The 7,480-nt window shown below is 63.5% G+C and carries 8 protein-coding genes; all 8 read left to right on the plus strand.

The genetic code is table 11. The features are described from left to right. Positions 1 to 576 (plus strand): amino acid ABC transporter permease, encoded by a 576-nt coding sequence (locus ENZ74_RS15190; protein ID WP_127312842.1) that lies wholly within the window; start codon positions 1 to 3, stop codon positions 574 to 576. Positions 577 to 588: 12 nt separating this feature from the next. After that, positions 589 to 1,248: an amino acid ABC transporter permease gene (locus ENZ74_RS15195; protein ID WP_013532096.1), complete on the plus strand. Its 660-nt coding sequence runs from the start codon at positions 589 to 591 to the stop codon at positions 1,246 to 1,248. Next, entirely contained in the window at positions 1,245 to 2,009 is a 765-nt protein-coding gene (locus tag ENZ74_RS15200) for an amino acid ABC transporter ATP-binding protein (RefSeq protein WP_063167835.1), read from the plus strand. The genes ENZ74_RS15195 and ENZ74_RS15200 overlap by 4 nt, the downstream gene beginning before the upstream one ends. Positions 2,010 to 2,017: 8 nt before the next feature. Next, a complete protein-coding gene (locus ENZ74_RS15205) occupies positions 2,018 to 3,661 on the plus strand; it encodes a N,N-dimethylformamidase beta subunit family domain-containing protein (protein WP_063170215.1) in 1,644 nt (547 codons plus the stop codon). Position 3,662: 1 nt separating this feature from the next. Further along, positions 3,663 to 5,048 carry an aspartate aminotransferase family protein gene (locus ENZ74_RS15210; RefSeq protein WP_063167834.1) on the plus strand — a complete coding sequence of 462 codons (1,386 nt, stop codon included), beginning with the start codon at positions 3,663 to 3,665 and terminating at the stop codon, positions 5,046 to 5,048. A 2-nt stretch (positions 5,049 to 5,050) separates the two neighbouring features. After that, positions 5,051 to 5,980, plus strand: a complete 930-nt coding sequence (locus ENZ74_RS15215) for a 3-keto-5-aminohexanoate cleavage protein (RefSeq protein WP_013532100.1) — start codon at positions 5,051 to 5,053, stop codon at positions 5,978 to 5,980. 25 nt (positions 5,981 to 6,005) lie between these two features. Next, entirely contained in the window at positions 6,006 to 6,518 is a 513-nt protein-coding gene (locus ENZ74_RS15220; protein ID WP_013532101.1) for a GNAT family N-acetyltransferase, read from the plus strand. Continuing rightward, positions 6,515 to 7,480, plus strand: a 966-nt coding sequence (locus ENZ74_RS15225; RefSeq protein ID WP_164761041.1) for a histone deacetylase family protein, incomplete at its 3' end; no start/stop codon positions are given. The genes ENZ74_RS15220 and ENZ74_RS15225, both read left to right, overlap by 4 nt.

The following is a 7,480-nucleotide window of genomic DNA, read 5'->3' on the forward strand; positions in this document are numbered from 1 at the left end:
GTGTTGGCCCTGATCCTGGGCCTCGCGGCTGCTTCATTGGCCGCGGCCGCCAAGATGTCGAAATCGGCAATCCTGCGGACCATCGGCACGCTCTATGTCAGCCTGTTTCGCGGCACGCCGTGCCTGATCCAGCTCTTCGTGCTCTATTTCGGCGGCCCGCAGATCGGCATCAATCTGGAGCCGTTCGCCGCCGGCGTTATCGGCCTCGGTCTCAACATCGGCGCCTATATGGCGGAATCGATCCGTGGTGCGCTGGTCGCGGTCGACAGGGGCCAGACGGAGGCCGCCCGCACAACAGGCTTCAGCCGTTTCCAGACCTTGCGCAAGGTCGTGCTGCCGCAGGCCGCACGGCTGATGATCCGGCCGCTCGGGGTCAATACGGTTGCTTTGTTGAAGGGATCAGCACTTGTGTCGACCATTTCAGTCGTCGAACTGACCTACACCGCCCAGCGCTTCATCGGCTCCACCTACAAGCCGTTCGAGATATTCGGCGTTGCAGCCCTGCTCTACATGATCATGGTCTACGCGGTTGCGCGGATCGTCGACCTGCTCGACAAACGCTTCGCCATCGTCTGACCGGAGAGCACGATGCAAGGTTTGGATTTCACCGTCGTCGCGCCCTACTGGGACCTTCTGTTGATTGGTGCCTGGTGGACGGCGGTGCTGACGGTCTCGGCGGGCGCACTCAGCTTCGTCGGCGGCATCCTGTTCGCGGTCATCGTGCTCTACGCCCCTAAGATCGTTGCCTATCCCGTGCGCGCGCTCATGTGGGTGTTCATGGGCACGCCGCTGCTGTTGCAGCTGTTCCTGATCTATTTCGGCCTGGTGCAGATCGGCATCGACATTCCTGCCCTTGCCGCCGGCATTGTTGGGCTCGGCCTGCACTTTGCCGTCTACAATGCCGACATCATCCGCGCCGGCATCGTGGCCGTCGATGTCGGCCAGACGGAGGGTGCGCGCAGCATCGGCTTCGGCAAGTGGCAGACGCTGCGCCATGTCGTGATACCGCAAGCCATCCGCAACACGGCACCACCGATCGGCGGTAATCTGATCGCGCTGTTGAAGGAATCCTCGATCGTCTCGGTCATCGGCATCGCCGAGTTGGTCCATTCGGCCCAGCTGGCGATCAGCGAAACGTTCCGCCCGTTCGAGTTCTACATCACCGCAGCGGCGCTTTATTACATTCTCAATCTTGTGCTCGAGGCGGCTTTGCGTCGGTTTGAAAGACATGTGGAGGTTTCCCGATGAGCACGCAGCGGCCAATGGTCGAGGTTCGCGGCGCGCGCAAATCGTTTGGCGCCGTCGAGGTTCTCAAAGGCATAGGCCTGTCGGTCGATCGCGGGCAGATCGTCGCCATCATCGGCCCGAGTGGCTCCGGCAAGAGCACGCTGCTGCGCTCCATCAACCATTTGGAATCCCTGGACTCCGGTGAAGTCTGGCTCGACGGCGTGCAGGTCAACCAGAAGCTGCACGGCCATGCCTTCGAGCGGCACATCAACAAGGTGCGCCAGCAGATGGGCATGGTGTTTCAGCACTTCAATCTGTTCCCGCATCTGACCGTGATCGAGAACATTTCCATGGGACCGATCATCCTAAAAGGCATGACCAAAAGTGACGCGCATGCGCTGGCGCATAGCCTCTTGTCCAAGGTCGGGCTCGCCGACAAGATCGACGCCTACCCCTCGCGGCTTTCGGGCGGCCAGAAGCAGCGTGTGGCCATTGCCCGTGCACTGGCGATGCAGCCCAAGGTGATGCTGTTCGACGAAGCCACCTCGGCGCTCGATCCGGAACTGGTCGACGAGGTCAACGCGGTGATGAAACAGCTTGCCGCCGAACACATGACCATGCTCATCGTAACGCATGAGATGCGCTTTGCCGGCGAAGTGGCCGACAGGGTGCTGTTCATGGATGACGGCGTGATCGTCGAGGAAGGCCCGCCCGGCGACATGTTCCGCGCGCCGCAGAAGGACCGCACGCGCAGCTTCCTCAAGAAATATCTTTCCGCCTGAGTATGACCATGACCAGCCCAAACACGGAATTCCCCGATTTCGGACTGACGCCGGAGCAGCGCCGCCACGCGGTGCGCGGCCACTATTACGAGTGGCCAGGCATGGATGGCGAGCGCGGCGAGATCTGGTGCTACAGCGACCGGTTTTCCTATCGCGCCGGCGAAACGGTGGCTTTGCATGTCAGTTCGACAGCTGCGACGTTCGGCATCACAATCACCCGAGATGGCGGCAGCGAAAACAAAGTATTCGAGAAATCGGGCATCGCGGCACGCTGGCAGGACACACCCGACCAGTGTTCGGCTGAAGGCTGCGGTTGGGACCCATCCTTCGAATTTCGCGTCGGAGCGGGCTGGCCGTCCGGCGCCTATCGGGTCACGCTGACCGCCGACGGGCTCGACGGCAAGCCGATCCAATGCCACCATATTTTCATCGTCTGCCCGCAGCCGGGCCGCAAACCTGGCCGCGTGCTCCAGGTGGCGGCGACAGGCACATGGCTGGCCTACAACACCTGGGGCGGCTCCAACCACTATCAGGGCATCACCGGGCCGGATCGCAACCAGTATTCGCCCATCGTCTCGACGCAGCGCCCCTGGTGCCGTGGCTTCGTCGTGCTGCCCAAGGATGCGCCGCGTGTGCCGCTGGAGGTCGCTGTGCCGCCGAAGACCGTGCCGCGCTATCCGCACATGGAGTGGGCGCTCGCCACCGGCCATTCGAAGAAATACGCTTCGTCCGGCTGGGCCAGCTACGACAGCCATTTTTTCCGCTTCGCCGAGCGGGCCGGCTATCAAGTCGATCTCGCCAGCCAGCATGATCTGCATTTTTCGCCGGAAATTCTCGACGGCTATGACTGCGCCGTGTTCGTCGGCCATGACGAATACTGGACCTGGGAAATGCGCGATGCCGTCGACGCCTATGTGACCCGCGGCGGCCATGCGGCGCGCTTTGCCGGCAATTTCATGTGGCAGACGCGGTTCGAAGACGAGGGCCGCCGGCAGGTCTGCTACAAATATCGCTCGCGTGCCGAAGATCCGGCCTATCTCCCAGACGGCGACGTCACCCGTGCCACCAATTCCTGGGAGGCGCCGGAAATCGGCCGGCCGGGTTCGGCGACCTTCGGGCTCAACGCGACGCGCGGTGTCTATGCCGGCTGGGGCGGCTGTGCACCGCGCGGCGTGCGTGGTTTCCCGGTCTACCGGCCCGAGCATTGGGCCTTCGCCGGCACCGGCATCTACTATGGCGACCTGCTGGGCGCCGACAGCCATGTCTATGGCTATGAGGTCGACGGGCTCGACTTCGAGATACGCGGCGGCCTGCCCTACCCGACTGCGACCAGCGGCGCGCCAGATGGCCTGCAGGTTCTCGCCGTCGGCATGGCATCCCAGGTCGAGGAAAGCGCCGATATCCCGATCGAGGACCAGTTCCTCACCGACGAAGACGGCCGCTTCACCGCCGAAACGTTGTTTGGCGAGGCGAGCGACGCCAATCTGGAAAAGGTCAAACGCGGCAACGGCATGATCGTCAATTTCCCGCGCGGCAAGGGCGAGGTGTTCCATGCCGGAAGCTGCGAATGGGTCGCCGGCCTGCTAAGACAGGACCCGATGGTCGAACGCGTCACGAAAAATGTCCTCGATCGTTACCTCGGAAAGCCCTGACATGTCGAAAGTCCAATCCGCCGTTCAAGAAACCGAAGCCCGGCGAGACTCGCATCTGTTCTATCTGTCCAGCCTGCGCCGGCCGCTGATCGACCGCGCCGAAGGCATCTACATGTGGACGCAGGACGGCCGCCGCTTCATCGATGGCTCGAGCGGCCCGATGGTGGCCAATATCGGCCATTCCAATCGCAATGTGCTCGACGCCATGAAGCGGCAGATGGACCGCGCCACCTTCGCCTATCGGCTGCATTTCGAGAACGAGCCGGCGGAGGAGTTGGCGCGGGAGTTGGCCGGCAAGCTGCCGGAGGGCATGGACCGCATCTTCTTCGTCTCCGGTGGCTCGGAGGCGACGGAATCCTGCATCAAGCTGGCGCGGCAATGGGCGGTCGCCACCGGCCAGGCCAGCCGCTGGAAGGTGATCACGCGTTTCCCCTCCTATCATGGTGGCACGTTGGGTTCGCTCTCGATCACCGGCGACGATGCGCTGGCCGAAACGTTCGAGCCGATGATGCGGGTGATGCCAACCGTGCCGGCGCCGAATGCCTGGCGCGACCGCGACAATCTCTCGATTGAGCAGCGCGGCATCCGCTATGCCGACATGCTGGAGGAGAAGATTCTTGCGGAAGGTCCAGACAGCGTGGTTGCCTTCATCATGGAGCCGATCGGCGGTGCGGCGACCGCGGCGCTGGTGGCCCCGGACAGTTATTATCCACGCATCCGCGAGATCTGCGACCGCTACGGCATCCTGCTCATCCACGACGAAGTCATGAGCGGTGTCGGCCGCACCGGCAAATTCCTCGGCGGCGATCACTGGAACTGCAAGCCAGACATCGTCGCCTTGTCGAAGGGGCTGGGCTCCGGATATGCGCCGCTTGGCGCACTCGCCGCACCGATGCGGCTGGTGCAGCCGTTGCTCGCCTCCGGCGGCTTCCAGCACGGCCACACCTATGCCGGCAATCCGCTGGCCTGTGCCGCCGGCCTGGCTGTGCTCGGCGAAATGGACCGGCTCGACCTGATCGCCAATGCGGCAGCCATGGGCGATGTGCTGATGGACGGGCTTAAAGGCCTGGCGAAGCGGTTTCCGTTCCTTGCCGACGTGCGTGGCAAGGGCCTGCTCACCGGCGCCCAGATGGTCGCCGATCCCGAGACCCTAAAACCGATCGACCAGAACAAGAAAGCCACGCAGCGGCTGCTCGACCTCGCCTATGAACGCGGGCTGATCATCTATGGCCGCAGGGTCAAGGGCGGCGTCGACGGCGACAATTTCATGGTCGCGCCACCGATGATCGTCACGGCCGAGCAGGTCGGCGAGATCATCTCCATCATCGGTGACTCGCTGGAGGTTCTGGCCGCCGAGCTCGACCTGCCGGTCGGAGGCCAGGGGTAAGAATGGCACCGCGAAAAGTCATCATCACCTGCGCCGTCACCGGCTCGGTGCACACGCCGTCCATGTCGCCCTATCTGCCGGTGACGCCGGACCAGATCGCCGCAGACGCGATCGCGGCGGCGGAAGCCGGCGCCTCGATCCTGCATCTGCACGCCCGCGACCCGAGGGATGGCCGCCCGACCGCCGATCCGGACGTCTACATGCAGTTCCTGCCGCGCATCAAGCAGGCGACCGATGCAGTGATCAACATCACCACCGGCGGCTCGTCGCTGATGACGCTGGACCAGCGGCTGGCAGCCCCTTTGCGGGCCGAACCCGAAATGTGCTCGCTCAACATGGGTTCGATGAATTTCGCGCTGTTCCCGATGCTCGACAAGCCGAGGGAATGGCAGCACGAATGGGAACCCAAGCTGCTGGAAGCCACCCGCGACACGATCTTCAAGAACACCTTCGCCGATATGGAAGCGGTGCTGGAAAGACTGGGAAAGGGCTGCGGCACGCGCTTCGAATTCGAATGCTATGATGTCGGCCATCTCTATTCGCTGGCGCATTTTCGCGATCGGGGGTTGGTGTCGGGACCGCTGTTCATCCAATTCGTCCTTGGCATATTGGGCGGCATCGGCGCCGACCCGGACAATCTCGTCCACATGAAGCGGATCGCCGACAAATTGTTCGGCGACAGCTACCAGTTCTCGGTGCTCGCCGCCGGCCGCCAGCAGATGCCGCTGATCTCAATTGCAGCAGCCATGGGCGGCAATGTCCGTGTCGGGCTGGAGGACAGTCTCTATGACGGCCGCCAGCTGGCGAAATCCAATGCCGATCAGGTGCGCCGTATCCGTGGCATTCTCGACGGGCTGTCGCTGGAGGTTGCAACGCCCACCGAAGCGCGCGACATGCTGGCGCTCAAGGGCGGCGACCGGGTGGCGTTTTGAGATGCTGATCTGAGATGAACCTGAAATGATTGCCTCGCCCAAAATCCGCCTCCGCCCCGGCCGAGTGGAAGACGTCGAAACCATCCACGCCGCGATCCTGAAACTCGGCACGCATATCGGTGCGCCGGAGGAGATCATTTCGACAGCAGATGATTTGCGCACCTACGGCTTTGGTGAAAAGCCCGCTTTCTCCACCCTGATCGCCGAAGTGGGCGGCGAGTTTGCCGGCCTTTGCCTGCATTTCCCGATCTTTTCGACATGGATGGGGCGGCCTGGCGTCTATGTGCAGGACCTCTATGTCGAGGATCGTTTTCGCGGCCGCAAGATCGGCGAGCGGCTGCTGCGGCGTGTTGCGGCGCAGTGCCGGAAGGAAGGCGGCGTCTATCTCCGGCTGTCCGTCGACACCGACAATGAAGGGGCCAAGGCCTTCTACGAGAGGCTGGGCATCGCCTGGTCGAGCTACGAACAGACCCAAAAAATCATCGGCGAGGCCTTCTTTGCTTTCGCCGACGCGCCGGAAAACGGGGATCAGGAATGAAAGCCTTCTATGCCGAGGAACAGAAGCGCCACGACCCCAGGGCCTTTCTTTCGAGCGGCGCGGCACAGCCCAATCCGGAAAAGCCGGAGCGCATCGAGAGATTGTTAGTCGGCGCACTATCTGCGGGTTGCACGATCGAGCGACCTCGGGATCATGGGCTCGGCCCGGCCGCGGCGGTGCACACGCCGGAATATCTGGATTTCCTCGAGCATATCTACGCGCGCTGGCAGCGCATCGAGGGCGCTTCGGCCGAAGTGATCCCCAACATCCATCCGATCGCGCGCAACGGCTCCTATCCGGCCTCGGCGGTCGGCCAGGCCGGCTATCACATGGCCGACACCGCCTGCCCGATCTCGGGCGAGACATGGCAGAGCGCGCTATGGAGCGCCTGGAGCGCGGTCGATGCGGCCGAGGCGGTGATATCAGGCGCACCGGCCGCCTACGCGCTGTGCCGCCCTCCCGGCCACCATGCCTTTGCCGATGTTGCCGGCGGCTTCTGTTTCATCAACAATTCGGCCGTCGCGGCGCAGGTTCTGCGCAAACGGGCCGCACGGGTGGCGATCCTCGATGTCGACCTGCATCACGGCAACGGCACGCAAGGCATCTTCTATGCACGGCCGGATGTGCTGACCGTCTCACTGCACGCCGATCCGGTGCGCTTCTATCCGTTCTTCTGGGGCCATGCCGACGAGCGCGGCGAAGGGCCCGGCCTCGGCTACAATTTCAACCTGCCGCTGCCGCGCAAATCCGCCGACGCGGCGTTTCTCGAAGCGCTCGAGGTGGCCTTCCAGCGTATCCGTGCCTTTTCGCCCGACGCGCTCGTTGTGGCGCTCGGCCTCGACGCGTTCGAGGGCGATCCGTTCGGCGGACTTTCGGTGACGACGCCTGGCTTCTCGCGCATCGGCGAGGCCATCGCAAAGCTCGACCTGCCGACGGTCATCGTCCAGGAGGGCGGCTACCTC

The sequence above is a fragment of the Mesorhizobium sp. M7A.F.Ca.CA.002.15.2.1 genome, assembly GCF_003998715.1.
In the GTDB taxonomy this organism is placed as follows: Bacteria; Pseudomonadota; Alphaproteobacteria; order Rhizobiales; family Rhizobiaceae; genus Mesorhizobium; species Mesorhizobium ciceri.

Bases quoted from the DNA above. Each gene is read 5' to 3' on its own strand.
- ENZ74_RS15195 (WP_013532096.1), top strand. From the start codon at position 589: ATGCAAGGTTTGGATTTCACCGTCGTCGCGCCCTACTGGGACCTTCTG.
- ENZ74_RS15205 (WP_063170215.1), top strand. From the start codon at position 2,018: ATGACCAGCCCAAACACGGAATTCCCCGATTTCGGACTGACGCCGGAG.
- ENZ74_RS15200 (WP_063167835.1), top strand. From the start codon at position 1,245: ATGAGCACGCAGCGGCCAATGGTCGAGGTTCGCGGCGCGCGCAAATCG.
- ENZ74_RS15210 (WP_063167834.1), top strand. From the start codon at position 3,663: ATGTCGAAAGTCCAATCCGCCGTTCAAGAAACCGAAGCCCGGCGAGAC.
- ENZ74_RS15215 (WP_013532100.1), top strand. From the start codon at position 5,051: ATGGCACCGCGAAAAGTCATCATCACCTGCGCCGTCACCGGCTCGGTG.
- ENZ74_RS15220 (WP_013532101.1), top strand. From the start codon at position 6,006: ATGATTGCCTCGCCCAAAATCCGCCTCCGCCCCGGCCGAGTGGAAGAC.